The following is a 23,393-nucleotide window of genomic DNA, read 5'->3' as shown; positions in this document are numbered from 1 at the left end:
GATAAGAATTATTTATTCAACTAAAAATTTAGTTCAACAAATATAACTAAATATTTAGTTCAAACTAATCTTTTAGTTTAAAATGTAACATTTGGCATAGTATTTCGTCTTATTATTATAAAACATAACACTTTATATGGATATTATTTTAATTATTATTGCCGCTCTTTTTATATTATTAGGTATTATTGGGAGCTTTTTACCTGTTTTACCCGGACCAATAACCAGTTGGTTCGGACTTTTAATAGCACATTTCACGGATGCTGTACCCATGAATAAATCTTTTCTAATTATAACATTGCTTATCGCGATTGCTATTTGGGTGCTCGATTATATTATTCCCGCTATTGGCACAAAACGTTTTGGCGGAACAAAATATGGAGTAATAGGTACAACGGTAGGCCTTATTGTAGGCTTATTTGCTCCTATTCCAGGAGGAATTATTATTGGTCCTTTTTTTGGAGCCTTAATTGGAGAACTTATTAATAAGAATGATGCTAAAACCGCAACAAAAGCAGCCTTTGGATCGTTTATCGGTTTTTTAACCTCAACGTTTATAAAATTTGTAGTTGCTGTTGTTTATTTAGGCCTTTTTATTGGGATACTAATAGACTACGGAAGTGCTATTTTTGCCTATTAAACTATTAGAAAGAAGAAACCCTGTGGGTCTCTCACCTCCACAGGGTTTATGTAAATTGCTATTATCAACAAAAAAATTGAGGGATTAATTAATTTTCGAAGTGTTGATGCATCAAAGATAAAAATATTTTTTCTTTTCAAACTGCGGGAAACCCGTAACGGATTTATGGATAAATACGACAAATGAAGTATAGCGGTACTTTCGGGAATAAAAAAAAATTAAATTTTTACTAAAAAACTTATAAATTTAACGTTTTAGTAAGAAAAACTACACAAATCCTTTTTTCCTTGCTTCATTCAATAAGGTCTCATCCTGACCATCTTGCACATCAAAAATATCTCTTAATTGTCTTTTACGCTTTTCTACAGCACTTAAAGAGATGTCTAAATGTGATGCTAGGTTTTTAGTTTTTACACCTTGTGATAATAAATGAAGTATTTTTCTATTCTTATCATCAATTACAATATCACTAACAATAGATTTACGAATATGATTGTTAACCGTACCACTATAAAATGGCGGATTATTAATTACAGCCTGAAAAGCACTAGCCAACTCACTCGATGTTAAATCACTTTTTATTAAAAACCCTTCTGGATCGATGGTTTTTATAATATTATGTATTCTAAAAGACTCATTAAACATGGTTAGAATAATAATTTTAGCTTTTGGTAATACTTTTCTAGCGTATTCGGCTAAGTCTTCTCCAGAACTCATAATACCATCTTTAGAAGGCGGTATACTAATGTCTACAAACAGTACATTATAGGGTGAGTTTTTCTCAACGGCCTGATCCATATACATAATGGCCTCATCACAATTATTTGCAATATCTATTTCTAATTCTTGATTTTCTTTTTTAGTAAAAAGCAATGTATTCTGATACCCTTCAATAATCATCGGGTGATCATCGATCATTAATATTTTTAATTTTTCAATCATTTTTCTTGGTTAGATCATTGGCACCTCAATCATTACAGTTGTTCCCTGGTTTTTAATTGAAGTTATTTTTAATATACCGTTAATTTCGTTAATCCTTGAGTTCATGTTTTTTAAACCAATTCCCGATCTTGCTTTCTCTACATCGTAACCTGAACCGTTGTCTATAATCGACAAGCAAATTACATCATTTTTTAATTCTAAACTAATATTTACATGTTCTGCATTGGCATGTTTGTAAATATTATGCAATGTTTCTTGTATAATTCTGTATATGTGTATTTTCTTTTTATTGTTCACATCGTCCCAACTTATGGACTCATCGTGCTTTAAATCATAACCTAAACCGTAAGCCAATGTTTGGGTTTCCACAAGTGTTTTAATAATATCTATAAATCCTGAACCGGAAACAAAATCTGTATTTAACTCGTGAGATACTTTTCTAATTTCTTCTTCAATGGTTTTTAACTCGGTTATATATAAATCTCTCGATTTAATGGCTTCTTCGCTATTATTTCTATTCAAACTATCTAAACTTAAACGAGTACCAAATAAGCGTCCCAAAACACCATCGTGGAGTTCTTGAGAAATACGTTTTTTTTCTAAATCTCGGGCTTCTTCTATACTTTCATTTTGAGAAAGCATGAGATTATAAATTTCTTCGTTTGTTTCTTGTTGTTTTTGAACAAATTTTAGTTCGATATTATTATTTCTCTGTGTTATTACGAGATATAATAAAAATGAAGATATTACAACAACTACCGATATAATAAAGAGCCACATACGCTCTTTAGTTAGTTGTATGTTTTCTTTTTCTTTCTGGCCTGTTTCAAAACGAATACGTGCGAATTTATTACGAATGGCACGTTCATTTTTTTGTAGACTATCGCTTAATTTAATATAAGCGTTAAAGTGCTCTACAGCTTTGTGATCTTCTTCTATTTTAGATAGCAATAGTAAAGATTTTAATAAATCGTCGGTATAGTATTTTTCTGAAATATTTTTTGCTCGGTAAGCATAATATCTAGCAGAATCAACATTTCTTTTATTATCAAAGTAATACTCTGCTAAATGTTGGTTTATAATTATGGAATAGTAATCGTCTTCACCGACACTATTACTAACTTTTAGGGCTTTGTGATATAGTCCTGGAAGTTCTCTTAAGTTACCAGAAAGAAATCGTGTATGCGCATAATTATCAAGCACTAATGAAAATATCCGTGGACGTTCTTTAACAAGATCCTTATTGGATAAAATTTCACTGTAATAATTTAAAGCTAGATTATACTGCTTATTCTTTTTATAAGTATTGGCTAAGTTGTTTTTAGAAGCATCAATACTGCTTTTAACATTTAACCTATATTTTAATTCAAGTGATTTTTTATTATATTCTATTGATTCATCAAATTCATCCAGTTCTTTAAAAACAATACCTAAATTATTATAAATATAAGACTTGGTTTCTACAACCGATCTAGTTTCATAAAGAGGTTCTAACAAAGCTATAGCTTCAAAACTAGCAACCTCACTACCTATAAAGTCTTTTTCATTTTTTAATATAACAGCAACACCATAAATAGTACGCGCTAATTTTAAATTATCACCTAAGTTCCGATATATCTTTTCAGCTTTTTGGTAGTAAAAGTATGCACTATCGGCATAGGTAGTACTCTTTCTAAATGTCTGAGCTATTAAATAATCGGTATCCGCAATTAAAGAAGAATCCTGTTCTTTAATGTTAAACATGGTTTTCTTTAACGAATCTATTTCTAAAAATGCATCTTCCTGCTGGCAAAAGGAAAAATTACAGATAAATAATATTATAAATATACTGAGTCTCAACAATAATGCATTTTATGATTACTTCAAATGTATTATTATTTTCTTAGTTGATTAAATTTTTAACTAGTTATTCGTCGATGTCACCACCTGTAAATTCGTCAATATCTCCGCCTGTATCGTTTACTTCCGTTTGGTCTACTGCTAATAAGCTGTCATCGTTTAAATCTTGCTCTGTGCATGATGTGAATACTGTTACTAATAATGCTAATAAGAATGTGATTTTTAATGCTTTCATGTTATATATGTTTTTAAGGTGATTTTTTTTTGGTTAATAATGTTTTACTCGTCGATGTCGCCTCCAGTGAATTCGTCAATATCTCCGCCTGTATCGTTTACTTCCGTTTGGTCTCCTGCTAATAAGCTGTCATCGTTTAAATCTTGCTCTGTGCATGATGTGAATACTGTTACTAATAATGCTAATAAGAATGTAATTTTTAATGATTTCATGTTATATATGTTTTTAAGGTGAATTTTTTATTTGTTAATAATGTTCTACTCGTCGATGTCACCACCTGTAAATTCGTCAATATCTCCGCCTGTATCGTTTACTTCCGTTTGATCTCCTGCTAATAAGCTGTCATCGTTTAAATCTTGCTCTGTGCATGATGTGAACACTGTTACTAATAATGCTAATAAGAATGTAATTTTTAATGCTTTCATGTTATATATGTTTTTAAGGTGAATTTTTTATTTGTTAATAATGTTCTACTCGTCGATGTCACCACCTGTAAATTCATCAATATCTCCGCCTGTATCGTTTACTTCCGTTTGGTCTCCTGCTAATAAGCTGTCATCGTTTAAATCTTGCTCTGTGCATGATGTGAATACTGCTACTAATAATGCTAATAAGAATGTGATTTTTAATGCTTTCATTTTATATATGTTTTTAATGTGAATTTTTTATTTGTTAATAATGTTCTACTCGTCGATGTCACCACCTGTAAATTCATCAATATCTCCGCCTGTATCGTTTACTTCCGTTTGGTCTCCTGCTAATAAGCTGTCATCGTTTAAATCTTGCTCTGTGCATGATGTGAATACTGTTACTAATAATGCTAATAAGAATGTGATTTTTAATGCTTTCATGTTATATATGTTTTTAAGGTGATTTTTTTTTGGTTAATAATGTTTTACTCGTCGATGTCGCCTCCAGTGAATTCGTCAATATCTCCGCCTGTATCGTTTACTTCCGTTTGGTCTCCTGCTAATAAGCTGTCATCGTTTAAATCTTGCTCTGTGCATGATGTGAATACTGTTACTAATAATGCTAATAAGAATGTGATTTTTAATGCTTTCATGTTATATGTGATTTTTTTTTGTTAATAATGTTTTACTCGTCGATGTCGCCTCCTGTAAATTCGTCAATATCTCCGCCTGTATCGTTTACTTCCGTTTGATCTCCTGCTAATAAGCTGTCATCGTTTAAATCTTGCTCTGTGCATGATGTGAATACGGTTACTAATAATGCTAATAAGAATGTGATTTTTAATGCTTTCATGTTATATATGTTTTTAAGGTGATTTTTTTTTGGTTAATAATGTTTTACTCGTCGATGTCGCCTCCAGTGAATTCATCAATATCTCCGCCTGTATCGTTTACTTCCGTTTGGTCTCCTGCTAATAAGCTGTCATCGTTTAAATCTTGCTCTGTGCATGATGTGAATACTGTTACTAATAATGCTAATAAGAATGTGATTTTTAATGCTTTCATGTTATATATGTTTTTAAGGTGAATTTTTATTGGTTAATAACGTTCTACTCGTCGATGTCGCCTCCAGTGAATTCATCAATATCTCCGCCTGTATCGTTTACTTCCGTTTGGTCTCCTGCTAATAAGCTGTCATCGTTTAAATCTTGCTCTGTGCATGATGTGAATACTGTTACTAATAATGCTAATAAGAATGTGATTTTTAATGCTTTCATGTTATATATGTTTTTAAGGTGAATTTTTATTGGTTAATAACGTTCTACTCGTCGATGTCGCCTCCTGTAAATTCATCAATATCTCCGCCTGTATCGTTTACTTCCGTTTGGTCTCCTGCTAATAAGCTGTCATCGTTTAAATCTTGCTCTGTGCATGATGTGAATACTGTTACTAATAATGCTAATAAGAATGTGATTTTTAATGATTTCATTTTCTTCGTGTTTTTGAGGTTATTTTAAATTTTGGCAAATGGAATTCTGGCCCTATAATTTGTACGAATTAAAGGGTAAAAAACTGGTAATTATCTTAAGATCAGTGAAACAAAAGTACAGAAGAAAACTTTTAAATTTTTAGTAAAAAAAGGATTTCCCGTAAAAAACACGCAAAAAAAGGCTTAACCTTACTGAAAAAATAAGGTTATTCTTGCGCAAAATGCATTACATCGATAATCGGCCGCGACGAAGACCTAAAAAAAATTGAAATTGAAAGTAAAACTCTACAGAAAAAGCTAAAATTAGCTATAAAGTTGATTTATTTTTAACAATACTCGTCTTTACAATCTTAGTTTTTACATCTGCACTGGCAGGTAAATTTTGCATTCGAGCAATTAACATTTGCGCAGCACTTACTCCAATCTCTTTTGCGTGCTGACGAATAGTTGTTAATTTGGGGATGGTGTGGTTAGAATCCGATTTACTTGCAAAAGCAATTACCGAAAATTCTTTTGGTACTTTTAAACCTAGATTTATTGCTGTATTTAGTGCAATAACTCCAGACGAACTATCGGCTGCTATAACAGCATCAACCGTTCTATTCTTTTTTAGGAAAGATTTTATTTTTTTCTGATGATCGTCTTTTTTTCTTTTTATCTTTAAAACTAATGGCTCTTGTACGCCGTGTTCTAAAATAGCTTTATTATAGCCACGTTCACGTAACTTACCTACACTAAGGTCATTAATATTACTAATAAAGACAATATTTTTTCTTTTTTCTTTCAACAAACTCTTAGTTGCATTGTACATCGCATCAAAGTCATCAACTATAACCTTGTCGCACATGACATCGTGAGCAACACGATCGAACATAACAATTGGTAAGCCTTGACTAATGGTTTTTTTGAAGTGTTCAATTTCATTATTAATTTGTGTTTCTTCAGCAACCGATAAAATAAAACCATCTACACTCCCATTGGCAAGTAATTGTAAACTTTGTTTTTCTTTCTCTAACGATTCATTCGATATACACGTAATGATATTGTAACCATGTTTTGCGGCTTCAATTTCGATACCAAAAAGGACTTTGGCCAAAATTCTGTTTAAAATGTTTGGGATAATAACACCTATAGTTTTGGTTTTATTATTTTTTAAACTTAATGCTACTTTGTTCGGTTTGTAATTGTACAGTTCTGCAAGCTCTTTTACACGTCTCACAGTATCCTCTCCAATTTCTTCGCTATTATTTAAAGCTTTTGAAACTGTAGAAATTGAAACGCCTAATTCTTTCGCTAATTGTTTTAATGTAACCATACAAGTTTTGAGATATAAAGAAGTGCAATTTACAAAAATAGTATTTTCAAATTACCTTACTCAATATAAGTTATAATTATTTTATACCAGTAGTTCTTATTGTTTAAATTATATTTTTTCAATTTACTGATATTCTGAGTAATTATTAAAAATAGAGATCCTTTTGTAATTTTTTCTTAAACAGCATTTACTTTTATTAAATAAGTATAATTTTGTTGCAAACAATATAGCCAACTCACACTAAATTCATTAAAATGAAAACAAAAATTTCAATTGTATTTTCCTTTCTATTTTTCTCAACTCAACTCATTTTTAGTCAAATAAACGGAAAAATCATTGACGGGGATATCAACGCACCTTTAGAATACGCAACGGCAGCACTTTACAAAACAAATATAGAACTTGTTACAGGTGTTGTAACTAACACAAAAGGTGAATTTTCATTAGAAAACATAAAACCGGGAAGCTATTATTTAGAAGCTTCTTTTATGGGATACACATCTTATAAATCGGCAACTATTTCGGTTAACAAAAAGGGACAGGCTATTAACTTAGGTACTATAAAATTAACTTTAGGTAGCCAACTAAACGAGGTGTTGCTAAAAGCAGAACGTTCTGCTGTTGTTCATAAAATTGATAGACAAGTATTCGATACCAAAAAATATCAAAATGCCGAAGGCGGAAACGCTGTTGATGTTATAAAAAACTTACCGTCGGTAACTGTAGATGGCCAAGGCGAAATTAGTGTTCGTGGCAGTAAAGGTTTCACGGTTTTAGTAAACGGAAAACCAACACAAGGCGACGCCGCTTCTATTTTAGCTCAATTACCTGCAAATGCTTTAGAAACCGTAGAACTAATTACAGCGCCATCTGCAAAGTACGATCCAGAAGGTAAGGGTGGTATTTTAAATATTAAAACAAAAAAAGGAGCTACTAACGGCACCTTTGCTCAAATAAATGCTCGCGGTGGTTTTCCTTCTATAGAACCTTATGATACCAAAGTAGCAGCACAACGTTATGGCCTTGATGCTACCGTAAACAAACGTAGCGACAAATGGAATATTTCACTTGGTGCCAGTTACCAACGTAATGATAAATCGGGCCGAAGAGAAGGTGATATGTTTATTGTAAACCAAGCTGAAGATAAAACAACCTTTTTACCTTCGGATGGTGAACGTAGTTTTGACGACATTAGCTATAACGGACGTTTTAACGTCGATTTTACACCAAATCCAAACGATGAGTTCTCACTAGGTTTTTTCGCTGGAAAACACACTAAAGAAAGGTTAGCAGATATTGTTTATTACGATAATCATGCAGTGTCTCCAATTGGAACAGAAAATAGATTGTATACCTTTGAATATTACAACCATAATTTAAGAATTAGAAAAGGAGATTTTGCCTTAGGAAGTTTTGATTACGCACACAAGTTTAATGATAAATCTAAACTATCAACTTCTTTTTTATATGAATATACTTTTTTAGGAGGTCCAACAGTTAATGATAATTTAGGCCACCCGGATAACTCGATTATCTATCAACAAGAATACAACACCAACGATAATCCGCTTTACGGAACCCGTTTTAACTTAGATTATGCTTGGAAACTATTTTCTTTCGGAACTATAGAAACAGGTTACCAATACAGAGACATCGACCACAAAGGAGAATTTGTTTATGAGCGTGATGGCAACTTAGTGCCAGAATTCTCGAGTGATATTCAATTAAAACGTGCCATCCATTCGGGTTATGCGCAATTAACAGGTAAAAAAGATAAATGGGATTATGCTGCTGGTGTTCGCTTAGAGTCTATGGACAGAACCTATACTGAAGCTTTAAAAAGCGAAACCACAACCAATTTATACGAGTATGATTTTGTGAAATTATTCCCTTCAGCTTCTGTACAATTTGCGGCAAACGATAAAACAAATATTAAAGCCGCCTACAGTAAACGTGTAGAACGCACCACCACTTTAAAAATGAATAGTTTTGCCGAGCGCGAACATTCTGAAGTTTTTGAGCAAGGTGATAATACACTATTACCAGAATTTATAGATTTAGTTGAATTAGGTATTACTAAAAAATTAAAAAGTGGAAACTCTGTATACGCAACAGCTTATTTTAGACATACCGATAATGTAATAAACCGAGTAAACACATTGGCATACGAAACTAACGGCGCCGTAATCGATAGCGTTATAAACCGTGTATATTCTAACGTTGGAAAAAGTAACGCGATTGGCTTAGAGTTTGGAGCAACCATTAAACCAACTAAAAACTGGAGTAATGTTTTTGGTGCCAATGTGTACAATTATGCTATTGATGGTGTTTTAAATTTTAACCATAGAGATGGTGTTTCTCGCAGTTACGATATCGATACGGAATCAACCATATATTCCTTCAACGTAAATTCTACTTACTCGTTTTGGGAAAATGCATCCCTTCAATTTACATTCAATTATCTATCTGCTAGAAACACAGCTATGGGCGAAGATTCTCGTTTTTACTCACCTAATTTAGCCTTTAGAAAAACGTTTCTCGATAATCGTTTAACCGCAACGCTACAGTGGCAAAACATAGATATGGGTCTATTAAATACAAACGAGCAACGTATTACAACCTCTAGACCCGACCAATTTTACACCACAACTAATTATGTTTACGAAGTAGATATGGTATCTCTAAATCTATCATACACCTTTAATACGGTAAAAAATAAATCTAAATTTATTGATAGTGAGTTTGGTAAAAAAGAGTTTTAATACCTTTTAATAAATTTCATATTAAATCCTGTAAGACTATTAAGTTTTACAGGATTTTTTATTTTAATATTTAACTAACATCGCTCTCAATTCTAGTTTGTATTTTTGTTTTTTGAAAAAAATTATATGAATTTATCTGAAGTTAAACTTGTTGTCACCGATATGGATGGCACTCTATTAAACAACAATAGCGAAGTAAGCGATCGTTTTTTTAATCAATTTGAAGAATTAAAAAAGCGAAACATTCATTTTGTTGCCGCAAGCGGAAGACAATATCAAAGTATTACACAAAAACTTGATACCATTAAAAGTGAAATTTCGATAATTGCTGAAAATGGCGGATTAATGCAACATAACAATGAAACCAATGTTTTGTTGAAGTTAACTCCAGAAGATGTTTTAAAATCTATTGAAATTCTTCGAGAAGTTCCGGGCTGCTATATTGTTTTATGCGGAAGAAAAGCGGCTTATATTGAAACGAACGATTCTAAATTTATTTCAAAATTCAATGAGTATTATGCCGCTTATAAAATTGTTGACGACTTAACTAAAGTAACCAACGATGATTTTATGAAGATAGCTGTTTATCATTTTGAATCTTCCGAAGCTAATATTCTGCCTCATATTTCAAACATTGAAAAAGACTATCAAGTCACGGTTTCTGGTTTAAACTGGCTAGATATTTCTCATAAAGACGCGAACAAAGGTTATGCATTAAGCATGCTTCAAAAGGAAATGGGAATTGGTAAAAATGAAACTATGGTTTTTGGAGACTATAACAACGATTTGCAAATGCTAGAGCTAGCTCATTTTAGTTACGCCATGCAAAACGCACACCCGAACGTAAAAAGAGTTGCTAATTTTGAAACCAAAAGCAACATGGAACAAGGTGTAGAAACTATTTTAGAAACCTTAATACAGAGCGTTAAAATAGATTAGATATTACGAAACTCAAATATCTTAACTAAATTGAGGTGTTTCATTATAAGAAATAAAAAAAGCCTTTCATTTTTCAGCTAAGAAAAAGAAAGGCTTTTTAATTTTTAAAGCGGTATTCTACTTATTTTCTAACAGCTTCAATAATAGCTAATGCAGCCTTTACGTCTTGCTCTAATTTAGCGTAATCTTTATTCGCTATAATATCTTTAGAAATTAATTGAGAACCCATTCCAACACAAGTTACACCTGCATCGAACCATCCCGATAAATTTTCTTTAGTTGGAGAAACACCACCAGTTGGCATAATGCTTGTCCAAGGTTGTGGGCCTTTAATACCTTTTACAAATTTTGGTCCGTATAAATCACCAGGGAAAAGCTTCACGATTTCGCAACCTAACTCTTCAGCTCTTGCAATTTCAGTTAAACTTCCACATCCAGGAGACCATAAAACTTTTTTACGGTTACATGCAATTGCGATATCTTCTCTTAAAACAGGAGTTACAATAAAGTTTGCTCCTAAAGCCATATAAAGAGATGCTGCAGCACCATCGGTAACAGAGCCTACACCCATAATCATACCTGGTAATTCTGCAATAGCATACTTAGTTAATTCTCCAAAAACTTCGTGAGCGAAATCGCCACGAGCCGTGAATTCCATTAACCTTGCACCACCATCGTAACACGCTTTTAGTACTTTTTTACTCAGTTCAATATCGTTATGAAAAAACAAAGGAATCATTCCTGTATCTTTCATGGCTTGAGCCACTTCTAATCTTGAAAATTGTGCCATTTTTTTATATTTATTCGTTAAGTTAAATAAGCTGCTAAGCTGTTGATTCGTATAGAACGACTCAACAGCTTAACAAATAAACTTATATATTATCTTGCAACACGTCCTGAAGCATCTCCACCCATAAGCTTCTCAACTTCGGCAACAGTTACTAAGTTTGCATCACCTTTAATAGTGTGTTTTAAACAAGATGCAGCAACTGCAAAGTCTAATGCATTTTGATCATCTTCTGGGTATTTTAATAATCCGTAGATTAAACCTCCCATGAACGAATCTCCACCACCTACTCTATCTACGATATCAGTAATTTGGTATTGACGTGTTTGTAACATTTCTTTTCCATCATATAAAACGCCTGCCCATGTGTTATGAGATGCAGAGATAGAACCTCTTAAAGTAGTAATTACTTTTTTAGCTCTTGGGAATTTTTCTGTCATTTGCTTACAAACTGATAAGAAAGCTTCAGCTTTAACATCATGTCCTGCTGTTTGAACAGCTGCTCCATCTGGTTTAATACCAAAATGCATTTCTGCATCTTCTTCGTTTCCTAAAACAATATCACAGTAAGATGTTAACTCAGTCATTACAGCTTCTCTGTGAGCATCATCACAGTAATTCCATAATTTAGCACGGTAGTTTAAATCTGTAGAAATTGTAATTCCTTTTGCACTAGCAGCTTTTACAGCTTCTAAACATACATCTGCAGAACCTTGAGAAATTGCAGGTGTAATTCCTGTCCAATGGAACCATTCACATCCTTCAAAAACATCATCCCAGTTAATCATTCCTGATTCAATTTCAGCAATTGCAGAGTGTGCACGATCATAAACCACTTTAGACCCTCTTGATACAGCACCAGTTTCTAAAAAGTAAATACCTAAACGATCTCCTCCGTAAACAATTTTATCTACACCAACACCTCTTTTACGCATTTCCATCATAGCACATTCGCCAATATCATTCTTTGGTAAACGTGTTACAAAATCAACATCTACACCGTAGTTTGCTAAAGAAACTGCTACGTTAGATTCTCCTCCACCATAAACAGCGTCGAAATTATTTGCTTGTGAAAATCTTAAAAATCCTTGAGGAGCTAATCTTAACATGATTTCTCCGAATGTTACTACTTTACCCATTTTTTTAAATACTTATTTGTTTTTATTAAAGCTGCTTAAACGTTTAACCAAAAATTTAAAAATAAATCAAAACCTTATATTTTAAATACCGTGCTTTGATTCTAAATACTAACTCTGTATATTTGCTTAAACGTTTAAGCAAATATATAAAAAATTTCATTGTGAAAAAGAAAACAACCATAAAAGATATTGCAAACGTTTTAAATATATCTGCTGCCGCGGTTTCAAAAGCACTTCACGACGACTCTAGAATTAGTGATAAAACAAAAAAAGCGGTAAAACAAGTTGCCAAAAACTTAAACTACCAGCCAAACCATTTAGCGAGTGCCTTAAGAAGCGGTAAAAGTAATTTGGTTGGTGTTATTGTACCGCGTACAAATAGCAACTTTTTTTCTTCGGTAATCCAGAACATGGAAGAGGTTTTAAATAAAGCGGGGTACAACATCATTATCACACAATCTAATGAGTCTTACAAAAAAGAGTGCGCCAATATTGATACCTTATTGTTTACACAAGTAGACGGTATTATAGCCTCGATGGCCAATGAAACTGTAGATTTAAGTTATTATGAAAAAATAAAATCGAAAGGCATTCCTTTAATTCTTTTTGATCGTGGTGAAAACGATTTAAATGTAGACTATATAGGAATTAACGATTACAACAGCAGCCACATGATTGTGGAACATTTAGTAAAACAAGGTTGTAAACGCATTGCCCATATTGGAGGTTTTAAGCGAACCCGGATTTTTAACAATAGAATTCGCGGTTATGTTGATGCTTTAGAAAAATATAATTTACCACAAGATCCAGAACTCTTAATTGAAAGTAGCCTAACGACTGAAGATGGTAGAGAAAAGATGATCGAACTATTGGCCTTAAAAAATAGACCAGATGCTGTGTATGTTGCTGGAGATTATGCTGCCTTAGGTGCTTTTCAAGTTTTAAATGAACAAAACATTAAAATGCCTGAAGATATTGCTTTAGTTGGTTTTGGAAATGAAGCTTTTACAGCTATAGTTTCTCCAACCATTTCGAGTATTGAACAACATAGCTCAGAAATTGGCCAACTTGCTGCTAAAACCTTTTTAAAACACGTTAAAAAAGAATCGTTTACTCAAACACTAAACAAGATTATTTTAAACGCGGAACTGATTATTAGAGACTCTTCTAAAAAACAATAAAGCGCCTTTGTAGTTAAACAAAGACGCTTTATAATTTTGACTAAATCTGCAATTACTTAGATACCTAAAGCTTGTCCTCCTCCAATTTGGATAGTTTCAGCTGTAATAAAAGAAGCATCTTTACTAGCTAAGAAAGAAACAACACCAGCAACTTCTTGCGGCTCACCTAATCTACCTAATAAAACACTGTTTGCCCAAGAAGCAAAAACTTCTGGTTTAGTAGCTTTAATTTGTGCGTGGAAAGGTGTATCGATAGTACCAGGAGATACTGCATTTACTCTAATTCCGTATTCAGCTAAATCTTTAGCTAAAGCTCTAGTGATAGATTGTACTCCACCTTTTGATACTGAATAAATTCCAGCTCCAGGTCCTGCACCATTCCATGCTGCATTAGAAGTATAGTTAATTATGCTAGGATTTTCACTTTTCTTAAGAAAAGGAATTGCTGCTCTTGATGCAAAGAATACTGAGTCTAGGTTTAAAGCCATAACAAATCTGTATTGTTCAGTAGTCATTTCTTCAAATCTAGCTCTAACACCAATACCTCCAGTGTTGTTGACAAGAACATCAATTTTCCCGTATTTCTCACCAATTTTAGTAATGTTTTCAGTTACTGCTTCGTCTTTTGTCATATCAAATCCGAAATATTCAGCAGTAATTCCTTCAGCAGTAAGTTCTTCTACACGTTGTGCACCTATTTCATCTTCAATACCGTTTAATATTACAGTAAATCCGTCTTTACCTAATCTTTTAGCTACTTCGAAACCAATACCACCTGTAGCTCCTGTTATTACTGCTACTTTTACACTTGAATTACTCATATCGTTTAATTTTAATATTTAATATACTTGTTTGATGTTAATTTATTTTTTCTACTTGTTCTATCTTTCTTATTAAGATAAATATGGACAATACTGCCATTGGAGCTAAAACCGCAATTACAACGAAGGCTGGTGTATATGAAACCTCGGCTATCAATGGAATTAAAGTATTCATGATAATTACTGAAAATGCGGCTACCGTACCTGCCAAACCAGCTAATGTACCAACCGATGGTCCTCTTAATAAATCACTAGATATTGTTTGGATATTCCCGATTGCAAATTGGAATCCGAAAAGCACAACACTAACGATATAAATAAAAGTCATTGGGTTTTTCTCGGTTACTAAGAAAATAATACCTAATAAGCCTAAGAAAATTAATGAACATCCAATTGTAATTGTAATTTTTCTAGCGGCATCAACGGTTTTAGTTTCCATTAATTTACCAGAGTACCAACCTCCAATTAGACTACCTGCCATTCCACCTAAGTAAGAAATCCATATTGTTGATCCAATTTCAGCAATACTAAATCCAAATTTAGAGTGCAAGTATAAAGGCATCCAACCGACAAACAACCACCAAATTGGTTCTATAAAAAATCGAGATGCTAATACGCCCCAAGATTCTTTGTAACTTAATATTTGAAGAACACTTAATCCTTTTTCTTTCTCTTTTTTCACTTCTACAGAAGCAATTGCTTCTGTTCTACTATTCATAATCAAGTTTCTCTCTTCATCTGTAATCCAAGGGTGTGTTTCTGGAGTTGTTTTGTTGATAAACAACCATGGAATTACCCATAATAAACCAATTGCACCAATAATGATAAATGTAGTTCTCCAACCAAAATGACCGTATAAATAAGCAATTAATACTGGAGCGATAACACTACCTAAAGAGGCTCCTGCATTAAAAATACCTTGCGCTATAGCACGTTGTTTAACTGGAAACCACTCGCCATTACTTTTTACAGCTCCTGGCCAGTTACCTGCTTCACCTAGTCCTAAAAGTGCTCTAAACAATGTTAATGACACTAATCCTCTTGCAAATGCATGGAATATAGAAGCAACAGACCATACTACAATAGATACTGTAAAACCCATACGTGTACCAATAATATCGTATAACTTACCCGATAAAAACTTACCTAAAGCATAAGTTATCATGAACACATTAAGCATAATAGCATAATCCGATTCGTCCATGCCCAAATCCTTTCCCATTTCTGGCCACATTACACCAAAAGCGGTTCTATCAATATAATTAATAACTGTAGCAAGACAGATTAAAGATATTATCCACCAACGTAAACCTTTTACTTTCATAAGTTTATTATAATTAAGTTTAATTTAAATATTCGTTTATCCACGAACACGTTATTTTTCAAATGAGGTTTAATTTATTTAACCTTATAACAATATTGATATAGTATTTTAAAATGATCCTTCATTTTTTGTTTGGCTAATACGGGGTCTTGCTTTTTTATAGCATCGTAAATATCATTATGCTCTTGAATTCCTACAACTGCTTGATCGATATTACAAACATGATACTTACCGAAATCGATAATTATTTGCGGTGTAATAGTTAACATAAACATGTTTATGGTACTATTTCCACTTGCCTTTGCAATAGCTAAATGAAAAAGTAAATCTTCTTGCACGGCATCTTCTCCTGACAAGGCTTTTTCTTTATAAGCATCTAAGGCCTCCTTTATATTTTCTAAATCTTCTTCTGTTCTTCGTAAAGACGCTAGCCTTACTGTTTTTAACTCCAGCAAAATTCTTGTTTCTACTAAAGATTTGAAATCTGAAGATTCTAATCTCAAAATATCATCAATCATTCCATTCATAGCAATTACACCTATGTTTGCTACAAATGTTCCACTTTGAGGAATAGATTTTAATAAGCCATAGAATTCTAATTTCTGAATAGCATCACGAACATTAGAGCGTGTTACTTCAAACTTTTCAGATAAGGTTCGCTCTGCAGGTAATTTATCTCCAGGCTCCAAGTTTTTAAAATTGATAAGATCTCTAATTTTACCAATTATATCGTTTTGAACTCTCTGACTTTCGCTTATTGTAACTACTTCTAACTTCATATGTTTTTCAATTTAATGACTACCAATTGGTTAACACTTGTTTATAATTAACCAAATAAAGGTGCTAAACTTAAACAAAACAGTTAAGTTATTAATCCTGTTTTATCTAGTATCTTTTTTCTAATCTGACCAAAATAGATTTCTTATTATTTTTTAATGACTTACTTCTAATTCGTAATATTTAATTTTAGAATAAGAGCCTTCATCTCTTGATTGGAAATAATTTCCGGCTTTAAAATAGTTTTCGAAAACACCCCACTTTCTCATATGGATACCTTCGTAAACCTTGTACTCGTTATTATTTAAAACAATAACCATTTTACCTTCGGATACTTTAACTTCTAACGTAAATTTTCTAAAACCTACTTCTTGCTCAAAATTAAATCCATCATCGTCATCCCAAGCGTCTTCATGCAATAAAGCTTCACCGGTTGCACTTAAATCTTTAAGAACTTTAGTTTTTACTCTAATTTTACCTTTATCCCAATATATTTTCAAAATTGGAGGTGCATTATTATCTTTTTGACCAATTAAATCTCTTTGTTCATTTGTTAAACGTCCATGGATTTGCATGATAATAGTTCTATGATATTTCCCTTCTGAATCTTTTGTGGTTTCTCCCATGGCAAGTTTCCCTTTCATGTTAGCACCATCTGCAAAGGTCCAGTTTGTGTTATTATCACCAGGAACCATTTGCTCTCTTAATTCAGATCTTGTATACTTTGTATTTGCCGTTGTGGCATTACTAGGAAAAGAATAAAACACTAATGCCCCACTAGTTGAATCGTTATACATATAAGGGATTAACCGCTCGTCTGTAGCGTAATTCAAAATTTCAGGTGGCTCAATATTCATTGCTCTTCCTTTTTTATTTAGCTCTGGGGTAGTAACACTCCAATGACTTAAATCAATATTTGGAAGCTTAATTTTTTTATTCTTTTTTTTCTTCTTCTTAGCTTTTTTTTCTGTTTTAATATCCGAGTCTGTAACGCCACTTTTCTTGTTTTGAGAAGTCGCGTTAACAGATAGAAATATTGATAAAATAAGTACTAATAATTCTTTTCGGATGTTTTTCATTTTATTTTAAATTATTCTGCTGGATATACTTTAACGTTATCAATGTATAACTCATCATTAGTTATAGCATACATTAATATTGCAATTTCACCTGATGCATTTGAAGCAAACACTTGTTTAACCACTTCAAAATTACCTTTGCCGTTAGCCTCATCACCAACTAAACTAAGCAATGGGGTGCTTGAAGCTGCCGTTGCTGCATCGTCATACCAACCATCTACAATTGAAATAATAGCTCTATCTCCACCTTCGATATCATCATTATCTGTTTTAATAGCGTATTCATATTCTAAAATATAATTAGTATTAGGTGTTACCGTTATGGCTTGATAACCATATCGTGTTCCGCTACCTAAAGAAGGTCCTGCAGATGTAGAACTTGTATATTTAGCTCCTGGTGTTTTACTTGATCCTGAATCAGACCCATCATAATTAAGTGGTGACCCATCAGAACTTGCGTTGAACGCATTTGTTGAACAATCTGTACAACCTGAAGGTTTCCATCCACTCGTTCCACTTTCAAAATCGCCATTAACAATCTCTGGATTAATAGCCGGAGGCGTTTCTGGTTCTACAACCTCAACATCTAATGAAAACGTACTTGATTTACCAAGCTTATCTGAAGCTGTTAGCGTTACAGTATAGGTTCCTTCATCTGGAAAAGTATTAAGACCATCTACATCTGTAGATGAGTTTCCATCTCCATAATCCCACACATATGTAGTAGCACTTGATGATGTATTCGAAAAATCATATGTCAAAAAATCTGACGATACTGTCGCTGAGAAACTTGCCGATGGTGGTGTTTCATCCTCCTTAGAATTAGCTTCTGGCAAATCAAATTCCAAAGCACTAATAGAAGGGTCGCACGATGTAAATGAAATACATACCATAAGTATTAATGCACTTATAGACCTTCCAAATACCTGTTTTTTTAAATTAATAATTGTTTTCATATCTTTTAATTTTAAATAATTAATTTATCCTAATTGTAACCTGGGTTTTGATTCATAACACCTTGACTTAAGTTTATTTCATTCTGAGGAATCGGTAATAACAAATCCGTAGAAGTAAAGGTAAACCCATTAGCAGTAGCAAACGCAGAAAGTATAGATTGTGCTTCATTGAAACGAATTAAGTCGAATAATCTTTGATTCTCAAAAGCTAACTCCACACGTCTTTCAGCCAATAATTCTAGCTTAGTTAATGTTGAAGGTCTATCTGTAAATCCAGCTCTTTCTCTTACTTCCATGTAGGAATCTATAGCGTTTCCATTTGTTGTTTCTGTACCTCCGGCTAAAATAGCCTCTGTATGCATTAATAAAACATCTGCATAACGCAAAACAATCCAATCATTACCAGCAAGTTGTGGTAAACCTGTAAAAGTTTGCCCATCACTTCCTCCCGATTCTCCGTCAGGAAAGTATTTTGCTACTTGATATCTAATTGTTCCTCCAAAAAGTGTAAGAGGATCTTCTCTATAAGAATTTGGTGTTCTAATCCCTCCGCGAGCATCGATTGCAGCAACAGCATCTGTAGTAGCGTAATTAACACCACTTGTATTTCCTTGAGCATTCATCCATTCTGCTGAGAATATCTGACTATTATCCTGAATACCACTATTATACCCGATAGCAAAAATAACCTCATCATTCAATTCAGAATAAAATACATCTGCAAAATCTTCTAACTTGTAATTACCACTATTAATAATTTCTTCACAAAGCAATTGTGCTTTTGTGTACGATTCTGATGTTCCTATAGTTAAGTGTACTTTAGCTAATAACGCTTTTGCAGCATCTTTTGACGCTCTTGTTTTATAACCATGATCTGCAATACCAGCTGCTGCTGCTTCTAAGTCAGAAACTATTAAATCATATATTAAGTCAGTATCTACTCGAGTAAATTGTGCTTCAACTTCTGAAGGCGTAACAATACGATCAATTAATGGTAAATCTCCAAACAATCTTACTAAATTAAAATAAGAGTAAGCTCTTAAAAACTTAGCCTCTCCCTCTATAGCTGCAGCTGCTTCAGCATCTTCAACAACATCTAAATTACTTAAGATAACATTAGCTCTATAAATAACCTCAAATGAACTTGTATAGTAATTTAATACAAAGTTATTTGTTGGAAGTACAGCAAAACTTTCCATTTGACCTGCATCTGATGCATCTTCTGAATCTGGACTTTTAGTACTTGTGTTATCTGAACGCATTTCTGTAACGTAAAACTCCCACTGTACACCGTGGCTATCATCTTTACTGCTACTATTAACACCTTTTATTCCAGCGTAAACACCAATTAAACCATTCTCTAACTCATCTACATTTTTATAATAACTATCGGTAGTTATAGCAGAGTTTAATTCGGCATCTAAAAAATCACTACAAGAAACAGTGATACTCACCATCAATATTAAAGCGATATATTTAAAATATTTCATAATATTATTTATTAAACGTTAAAAATTTTATTAAAAATCTAAATTTAAACCAAGAGATATAGTTCTGTAAATTGGCGATCCACCTCTTTGGTAACCATACTGTGTAGGACTTGTTTTGTCTACAGCCTCAGGGTTCCATCCTGTATAATTATCAGCGGTTTTATAAATTAGATTTTGACCAGTTGCATAAACCCTTAATCCTGAAATTTTAAGTCTTTCTAAAGCCGCGCTTGGGAAGTTATATCCAATATTCACATTTCTTAATGCAATGTAAGATGCATCTTGAACAATACTATTTGTAAAATATTTATCTACCAAGAACTCTTGATCTGGAGTATCAGCTAATATTGTTCTATTGTTATTATTACTAAATAAGTAATGATCAGCAATGTTTCTTACTTCCGCTCCATGAGATCCTTGGAACATAAAAGAGAAATCGAAATCTCCAATATTAAATTCATTTGTAAAACTCCAAATTAACTCTGGGTAAGGGTTTCCTAACTCTGTTTTGTCTTCTTCATCTAAAACACCGTCACCATTTAAATCTTTAACATATACTAAACCAGATTCTGCACCTACGTGTCTATATGGTCTATCTCTATATTCAACAGGAATTTCTTTATCTACAACATATCCGTAATATTGAGATATTGGTTGGCCTTCTAAATTAATCCATTCAGCAGGTCTGCTTGGATCTAAACTTGTAATTTGACCATCTGAATCTGCAAAATCTACTAATTCATTTTTATTTGTAGTTGCTATAAGTGTAGAACTCCAACGGAACTTCTCTGAAGTAATATTTTTTGTTCTTAACTCTAGTTCCCATCCTTCATTCTTAACTTCTCCTAAGTTAACTAATGCTCCTTCAAAACCTGTTGTTACAGAAATTGGGTTGTTAAGTAGTAATTGATCACTTGTTCTTTGGTACCAATCTACAGAACCCGTTATTCTATTATTTAAAAACCCAAAATCAATACCTGGATTAACCTCAACTAAACGTTCCCATTTTAATTCTGGATTTGCAATATTTACAGGAGAAAAACCTGCAGTAATTGTACCGTCCACAGAATAACTATTTCCTGATGCTCCTAATAAAGCTAAATGTGGATAATAATCAACTAGAATATTATCTGTATTTAATGTTGTAGAACTTCCGTTTGAATCTTGATCTACAGCTCCTGTGTTTAACCTATCGTTTCCAGTAACACCATAACTTAATCTAAACTTAAGGTTACTTACCACATTACTCTCTAATAAGAAATCTTCTTTAGCAATATTCCAACCTACAGATGCAGCAGGGAAATTACCGTATTGAAAATCAGAACCAAAAATAGAACTACCATCACGTCTCATACTAAGTGATGCTAAATATTTATTATCGTAAGCATAAGTTAATCTTGACACATAAGAAATACCACGTTTTTGCCATTCAAAACCATCAAATTCTGAAATAGCTGTTGCATTTGTAATTTGTTGCACTTCATCATTAGTGAAACCAGTGCCTTTAAACCCTGAATAGAAAAAGTTTCTACTTTCAATCGATACACCTGCAACAAAACCTAAATCATGTTTACCAAATGATTTATCATAATTGAAAAAGTTATCAAAAATAATATAGTTTTCTTTTTGAGAAATCTCCTCCATGTAAGCATCTGTAACATTTTCTCTTGCCTGAGTCCCCATGTAATCTATACGTTTAGTATCATTATATGAAGCTGACAGTGATGATTTGAAGTTTAAATCATCCGTTACCTTATATTGCCCATATAAGCTACCATACATTTGAAACTTTTTATCGGTTCTGTTACGCTCGGTAATTCTTGCATATGGGTTAGCATTGTTACTATTCCCGATATTAGTAAGAATATCATTAATTTCTCCATCACCATCTAAATCAAATATTGTAAAATGGTCTTGTCTAGCATAATCTCCAACTTGTAAATCTGGATACGCTCCATTTGGATCTACATATTGTAATGATTGAGCTGTATGATAAATTGGTAACCAAGGTTGATGTCTAGCTACGTTATGAATGTTTTCTGAAAACCTTCTTCTATTTGTAAAAGATGGGCTTATAGTAGCTCCAACACTAAACTTATCATTTAATTTACTATCAACTTTTATTCTAGTACCAATTTTCTTGTAATTATCAACTAGCATTACACCTTCATCCTCAGAGTAGTTCATACTCACAGTGAATTTAGTATTCTCATTTCCTCCTCTTAACGATAAAGAGTGGTTTTTAATAACACCAGATTCAAAAAACACATCTTGCCAAGAACGATCTGTTCCTATTTGCAATTGTGCTTGAGTATATTGAGATAACACGCCATTTTCTTGTAATTGCATATCCGCCCAACCTTGGGTTGTAAAGCCGTAAGCATCACTTTTTCTAGCCGTTTTCATACCTGTAAACGTGCTATAATTAACTCTTGTTTTTCCAGCAACACCAGATTTCATAGTAATCATAATAATACCATTAGATCCTTTAGAACCATAAATAGAAGAAGAAGCCGCATCTTTTAATATTTCAAAAGACTCTACATCATTCATATTTAATGAACCTAAAAAACTAGAGCTCACAATAATACCATCGACAACTATTAATGGTGTAGAATCACCAGCCATAGAACCAACACCCCTAATTGTGATTGTTGGAGCTGCACCAGCTTCACCATCGGTAGCTTGAATATTTACACCTGAAACCTGTCCGATTAAAGCATCATCAACCCTTGATACAGCAATTTGATCAAGACTTTCGTTTACTACTTTAGATACAGCACCAGTTACATGCGATTTTTTTTGAGTTCCATACCCAATAACTACAACCTCATCTAATTTCGCTAAATCTTCTTCTAACGATATATTTAGAGATGTTTGATTTGTAATAATAATTGTTTGAGAAACAAAACCTACGTATGATATTTGAAGAACATCATTTTCTTTAACTTCTATTTGAAAAGCACCATCAAAATCGGTCGAAGCCCCTTTTGATGTATTCTTTACAATAACATTTACTCCTGGAATCGGAATATCATCTGCTGCTGAGACGATGACACCTTTTAGTTGTCTGCTGCCTTGGGCAAATAAAGTAATATTGAATACCAACATTACTACTAAAATTAGTTTAGACTTTAAATTCATAATCAATTTAGTTTAATTTTTATTTGGTTCGGAATCTATATTCCAAAAATTAATTGAACATTTCAACATTCAAAAAACCTGATTATCTTAAGACTTCTTTAACTCTTAAGACGATCATAAAAAC

At 32.8% G+C, this 23,393-nt stretch carries 26 protein-coding genes; 4 read left to right on the top strand and 22 right to left on the bottom strand.

Annotation, left to right across the window (positions count from 1 at the left end):
- Window positions 1-136 precede the first annotated feature (136 nt).
- Window positions 137-640 (top strand): DUF456 domain-containing protein, encoded by a 504-nt coding sequence (locus GQR98_RS08235; protein ID WP_159019094.1) that lies wholly within the window; start codon window positions 137-139, stop codon window positions 638-640.
- A gap of 267 nt (window positions 641-907) precedes the next feature.
- Here GQR98_RS08235 and GQR98_RS08230 read toward each other — a convergent pair whose 3' ends face one another.
- The 13 genes from GQR98_RS08230 to GQR98_RS08170 all read right to left on the bottom strand — a co-directional run bounded on the left by GQR98_RS08230 (window position 908) and on the right by GQR98_RS08170 (window position 6,870).
- The gene (locus tag GQR98_RS08230) at window positions 908-1,582 is read right to left on the bottom strand and encodes a response regulator (RefSeq protein WP_159019093.1); all 675 of its coding nucleotides are present in this window, start codon (window positions 1,580-1,582) and stop codon (window positions 908-910) included.
- Window positions 1,583-1,591: 9 nt separating this feature from the next.
- Window positions 1,592-3,325, bottom strand: coding sequence for a tetratricopeptide repeat-containing sensor histidine kinase (locus GQR98_RS08225; RefSeq protein ID WP_052415300.1), 1,734 nt, complete (start codon window positions 3,323-3,325; stop codon window positions 1,592-1,594).
- Window positions 3,326-3,488: 163 nt separating this feature from the next.
- Window positions 3,489-3,656, bottom strand: coding sequence for a hypothetical protein (locus GQR98_RS08220; RefSeq protein ID WP_159019092.1), 168 nt, complete (start codon window positions 3,654-3,656; stop codon window positions 3,489-3,491).
- Window positions 3,657-3,700: 44 nt separating this feature from the next.
- Window positions 3,701-3,868 carry a hypothetical protein gene (locus GQR98_RS08215; RefSeq protein ID WP_159019089.1) on the bottom strand — a complete coding sequence of 56 codons (168 nt, stop codon included), beginning with the start codon at window positions 3,866-3,868 and terminating at the stop codon, window positions 3,701-3,703.
- 45 nt (window positions 3,869-3,913) lie between these two features.
- Complete coding sequence (locus GQR98_RS08210; protein WP_159019090.1) at window positions 3,914-4,081, bottom strand: hypothetical protein; 168 nt, start codon at window positions 4,079-4,081, stop codon at window positions 3,914-3,916.
- Between the two features lie 45 nt (window positions 4,082-4,126).
- Complete coding sequence (locus GQR98_RS08205) at window positions 4,127-4,294, bottom strand: hypothetical protein (RefSeq protein ID WP_159019091.1); 168 nt, start codon at window positions 4,292-4,294, stop codon at window positions 4,127-4,129.
- A gap of 45 nt (window positions 4,295-4,339) precedes the next feature.
- The gene (locus tag GQR98_RS08200) at window positions 4,340-4,507 is read right to left on the bottom strand and encodes a hypothetical protein (RefSeq protein WP_159019090.1); all 168 of its coding nucleotides are present in this window, start codon (window positions 4,505-4,507) and stop codon (window positions 4,340-4,342) included.
- A gap of 44 nt (window positions 4,508-4,551) precedes the next feature.
- Complete coding sequence (locus GQR98_RS08195) at window positions 4,552-4,719, bottom strand: hypothetical protein (RefSeq protein ID WP_159019090.1); 168 nt, start codon at window positions 4,717-4,719, stop codon at window positions 4,552-4,554.
- Between the two features lie 32 nt (window positions 4,720-4,751).
- Window positions 4,752-4,919 (bottom strand): hypothetical protein, encoded by a 168-nt coding sequence (locus GQR98_RS08190; RefSeq protein WP_159019090.1) that lies wholly within the window; start codon window positions 4,917-4,919, stop codon window positions 4,752-4,754.
- A gap of 44 nt (window positions 4,920-4,963) precedes the next feature.
- The gene (locus tag GQR98_RS08185) at window positions 4,964-5,131 is read right to left on the bottom strand and encodes a hypothetical protein (protein WP_159019090.1); all 168 of its coding nucleotides are present in this window, start codon (window positions 5,129-5,131) and stop codon (window positions 4,964-4,966) included.
- 44 nt (window positions 5,132-5,175) lie between these two features.
- Window positions 5,176-5,343 carry a hypothetical protein gene (locus tag GQR98_RS08180; RefSeq protein ID WP_159019090.1) on the bottom strand — a complete coding sequence of 56 codons (168 nt, stop codon included), beginning with the start codon at window positions 5,341-5,343 and terminating at the stop codon, window positions 5,176-5,178.
- A 44-nt stretch (window positions 5,344-5,387) separates the two neighbouring features.
- Window positions 5,388-5,555, bottom strand: coding sequence for a hypothetical protein (locus GQR98_RS08175; RefSeq protein ID WP_159019089.1), 168 nt, complete (start codon window positions 5,553-5,555; stop codon window positions 5,388-5,390).
- A gap of 307 nt (window positions 5,556-5,862) precedes the next feature.
- Window positions 5,863-6,870 carry a LacI family DNA-binding transcriptional regulator gene (locus GQR98_RS08170; RefSeq protein WP_159019088.1) on the bottom strand — a complete coding sequence of 336 codons (1,008 nt, stop codon included), beginning with the start codon at window positions 6,868-6,870 and terminating at the stop codon, window positions 5,863-5,865.
- A gap of 254 nt (window positions 6,871-7,124) precedes the next feature.
- Between GQR98_RS08170 and GQR98_RS08165 the strand changes: the two genes are divergently transcribed.
- Both GQR98_RS08165 and GQR98_RS08160 read left to right on the top strand, forming a co-directional pair.
- Window positions 7,125-9,632 (top strand): outer membrane beta-barrel protein, encoded by a 2,508-nt coding sequence (locus GQR98_RS08165; RefSeq protein WP_159019087.1) that lies wholly within the window; start codon window positions 7,125-7,127, stop codon window positions 9,630-9,632.
- A 126-nt stretch (window positions 9,633-9,758) separates the two neighbouring features.
- Entirely contained in the window at window positions 9,759-10,571 is an 813-nt protein-coding gene (locus tag GQR98_RS08160; RefSeq protein WP_159019086.1) for an HAD family hydrolase, read from the top strand.
- Window positions 10,572-10,692: 121 nt separating this feature from the next.
- On the opposite strand, the gene GQR98_RS08155 is transcribed toward GQR98_RS08160, so the two are convergent.
- Window positions 10,693-11,361: a bifunctional 4-hydroxy-2-oxoglutarate aldolase/2-dehydro-3-deoxy-phosphogluconate aldolase gene (locus tag GQR98_RS08155; protein ID WP_159019085.1), complete on the bottom strand. Its 669-nt coding sequence runs from the start codon at window positions 11,359-11,361 to the stop codon at window positions 10,693-10,695.
- An 89-nt stretch (window positions 11,362-11,450) separates the two neighbouring features.
- The gene (locus tag GQR98_RS08150) at window positions 11,451-12,497 is read right to left on the bottom strand and encodes a sugar kinase (RefSeq protein WP_159019084.1); all 1,047 of its coding nucleotides are present in this window, start codon (window positions 12,495-12,497) and stop codon (window positions 11,451-11,453) included.
- Window positions 12,498-12,655: 158 nt separating this feature from the next.
- On the opposite strand from GQR98_RS08150, the gene GQR98_RS08145 reads away from it, so the two are divergent.
- A complete protein-coding gene (locus GQR98_RS08145) occupies window positions 12,656-13,678 on the top strand; it encodes a LacI family DNA-binding transcriptional regulator (protein ID WP_159021121.1) in 1,023 nt (340 codons plus the stop codon).
- A gap of 56 nt (window positions 13,679-13,734) precedes the next feature.
- On the opposite strand, the gene GQR98_RS08140 is transcribed toward GQR98_RS08145, so the two are convergent.
- From GQR98_RS08140 to GQR98_RS08110, 7 genes are all read right to left on the bottom strand, one after another.
- Entirely contained in the window at window positions 13,735-14,499 is a 765-nt protein-coding gene (locus GQR98_RS08140) for an SDR family NAD(P)-dependent oxidoreductase (protein WP_159019083.1), read from the bottom strand.
- Between the two features lie 37 nt (window positions 14,500-14,536).
- Entirely contained in the window at window positions 14,537-15,823 is a 1,287-nt protein-coding gene (locus GQR98_RS08135) for an MFS transporter (protein WP_074937205.1), read from the bottom strand.
- A gap of 74 nt (window positions 15,824-15,897) precedes the next feature.
- A complete protein-coding gene (locus GQR98_RS08130) occupies window positions 15,898-16,602 on the bottom strand; it encodes a FadR/GntR family transcriptional regulator (RefSeq protein WP_159019082.1) in 705 nt (234 codons plus the stop codon).
- 153 nt (window positions 16,603-16,755) lie between these two features.
- A complete protein-coding gene (locus GQR98_RS08125; protein WP_159019081.1) occupies window positions 16,756-17,679 on the bottom strand; it encodes a polysaccharide lyase family 7 protein in 924 nt (307 codons plus the stop codon).
- Window positions 17,680-17,690: 11 nt separating this feature from the next.
- Window positions 17,691-18,635: a PKD domain-containing protein gene (locus tag GQR98_RS08120; protein ID WP_159019080.1), complete on the bottom strand. Its 945-nt coding sequence runs from the start codon at window positions 18,633-18,635 to the stop codon at window positions 17,691-17,693.
- A gap of 29 nt (window positions 18,636-18,664) precedes the next feature.
- Complete coding sequence (locus GQR98_RS08115; protein WP_159019079.1) at window positions 18,665-20,125, bottom strand: RagB/SusD family nutrient uptake outer membrane protein; 1,461 nt, start codon at window positions 20,123-20,125, stop codon at window positions 18,665-18,667.
- 30 nt (window positions 20,126-20,155) lie between these two features.
- Window positions 20,156-23,269: a SusC/RagA family TonB-linked outer membrane protein gene (locus tag GQR98_RS08110; protein WP_159019078.1), complete on the bottom strand. Its 3,114-nt coding sequence runs from the start codon at window positions 23,267-23,269 to the stop codon at window positions 20,156-20,158.
- Window positions 23,270-23,393 lie beyond the last annotated feature (124 nt).

It is taken from the genome of Algibacter sp. L3A6 (genome assembly GCF_009796825.1).
GTDB lineage: Bacteria > Bacteroidota > Bacteroidia > Flavobacteriales > Flavobacteriaceae > Algibacter.
This window is presented reverse-complemented; position numbering and strand designations above follow the sequence as displayed.

Coding starts and splice junctions, on each gene's coding strand:
- GQR98_RS08235 (WP_159019094.1), top strand. CDS start 137: ATGGATATTATTTTAATTATTATTGCCGCTCTTTTTATATTATTAGGT.
- GQR98_RS08230 (WP_159019093.1), bottom strand. CDS start 1,582: ATGATTGAAAAATTAAAAATATTAATGATCGATGATCACCCGATGATT.
- GQR98_RS08225 (WP_052415300.1), bottom strand. CDS start 3,325: ATGTTTAACATTAAAGAACAGGATTCTTCTTTAATTGCGGATACCGAT.
- GQR98_RS08220 (WP_159019092.1), bottom strand. CDS start 3,656: ATGAAAGCATTAAAAATCACATTCTTATTAGCATTATTAGTAACAGTA.
- GQR98_RS08215 (WP_159019089.1), bottom strand. CDS start 3,868: ATGAAATCATTAAAAATTACATTCTTATTAGCATTATTAGTAACAGTA.
- GQR98_RS08210 (WP_159019090.1), bottom strand. CDS start 4,081: ATGAAAGCATTAAAAATTACATTCTTATTAGCATTATTAGTAACAGTG.
- GQR98_RS08205 (WP_159019091.1), bottom strand. CDS start 4,294: ATGAAAGCATTAAAAATCACATTCTTATTAGCATTATTAGTAGCAGTA.
- GQR98_RS08200 (WP_159019090.1), bottom strand. CDS start 4,507: ATGAAAGCATTAAAAATCACATTCTTATTAGCATTATTAGTAACAGTA.
- GQR98_RS08195 (WP_159019090.1), bottom strand. CDS start 4,719: ATGAAAGCATTAAAAATCACATTCTTATTAGCATTATTAGTAACAGTA.
- GQR98_RS08190 (WP_159019090.1), bottom strand. CDS start 4,919: ATGAAAGCATTAAAAATCACATTCTTATTAGCATTATTAGTAACCGTA.
- GQR98_RS08185 (WP_159019090.1), bottom strand. CDS start 5,131: ATGAAAGCATTAAAAATCACATTCTTATTAGCATTATTAGTAACAGTA.
- GQR98_RS08180 (WP_159019090.1), bottom strand. CDS start 5,343: ATGAAAGCATTAAAAATCACATTCTTATTAGCATTATTAGTAACAGTA.
- GQR98_RS08175 (WP_159019089.1), bottom strand. CDS start 5,555: ATGAAATCATTAAAAATCACATTCTTATTAGCATTATTAGTAACAGTA.
- GQR98_RS08170 (WP_159019088.1), bottom strand. CDS start 6,870: ATGGTTACATTAAAACAATTAGCGAAAGAATTAGGCGTTTCAATTTCT.
- GQR98_RS08165 (WP_159019087.1), top strand. CDS start 7,125: ATGAAAACAAAAATTTCAATTGTATTTTCCTTTCTATTTTTCTCAACT.
- GQR98_RS08160 (WP_159019086.1), top strand. CDS start 9,759: ATGAATTTATCTGAAGTTAAACTTGTTGTCACCGATATGGATGGCACT.
- GQR98_RS08155 (WP_159019085.1), bottom strand. CDS start 11,361: ATGGCACAATTTTCAAGATTAGAAGTGGCTCAAGCCATGAAAGATACA.
- GQR98_RS08150 (WP_159019084.1), bottom strand. CDS start 12,497: ATGGGTAAAGTAGTAACATTCGGAGAAATCATGTTAAGATTAGCTCCT.
- GQR98_RS08140 (WP_159019083.1), bottom strand. CDS start 14,499: ATGAGTAATTCAAGTGTAAAAGTAGCAGTAATAACAGGAGCTACAGGT.
- GQR98_RS08135 (WP_074937205.1), bottom strand. CDS start 15,823: ATGAAAGTAAAAGGTTTACGTTGGTGGATAATATCTTTAATCTGTCTT.
- GQR98_RS08130 (WP_159019082.1), bottom strand. CDS start 16,602: ATGAAGTTAGAAGTAGTTACAATAAGCGAAAGTCAGAGAGTTCAAAAC.
- GQR98_RS08125 (WP_159019081.1), bottom strand. CDS start 17,679: ATGAAAAACATCCGAAAAGAATTATTAGTACTTATTTTATCAATATTT.
- GQR98_RS08120 (WP_159019080.1), bottom strand. CDS start 18,635: ATGAAAACAATTATTAATTTAAAAAAACAGGTATTTGGAAGGTCTATA.
- GQR98_RS08115 (WP_159019079.1), bottom strand. CDS start 20,125: ATGAAATATTTTAAATATATCGCTTTAATATTGATGGTGAGTATCACT.
- GQR98_RS08110 (WP_159019078.1), bottom strand. CDS start 23,269: ATGAATTTAAAGTCTAAACTAATTTTAGTAGTAATGTTGGTATTCAAT.